This window comes from Bacillus sp. 05T31, assembly GCF_056396725.1.
The window spans coordinates 1-375 of record NZ_JBFTMA010001485.1 but is presented as its reverse complement, the minus strand read 5'-3'; the positions used below and the strand labels follow the sequence as shown (position 1 = coordinate 375).

General features: G+C 24.3%; 1 protein-coding gene. It reads right to left on the bottom strand.

Going from position 1 to position 375, the window contains the following annotated elements:
• Positions 1-151, bottom strand: a 151-nt coding sequence (locus AC1DJR_RS33970) for a response regulator aspartate phosphatase (RefSeq protein WP_477004669.1), incomplete at its 3' end; no start/stop codon positions are given.
• Between the last annotated feature and the right edge of the window lie 224 nt (positions 152-375).

Here is a 375-nt window from a genome sequence, read left to right as displayed (position 1 = left end):
GCAAAGAATAATAAATTAAGATTTCTTGATCTTCTTCCATATTATAAATTTTACTATCTATTTCTTTTTTTAGCTCACCAGCTTTAATTACATTTTGCACCAGCATCTCTTGATACCAATCATTTAATAGTCTTATAATTTGGCTTTTCATTACAATGCTTGTACTCAAATATCCCACCCTCTCTTTGTTCTACATATTAATACAATTATTAACAGAGAATAAAGTGTATTTCCACTTTCACTTTTTTTATTTTTCTAGCAAAATATTTGGGATTAAAGGAGTGGATTTTTACAATTCTCTACACATAAATAGAAAATATACAATTTATTAACATAATGTATAAATAGAAAATATACAATTTATTAACATAATGT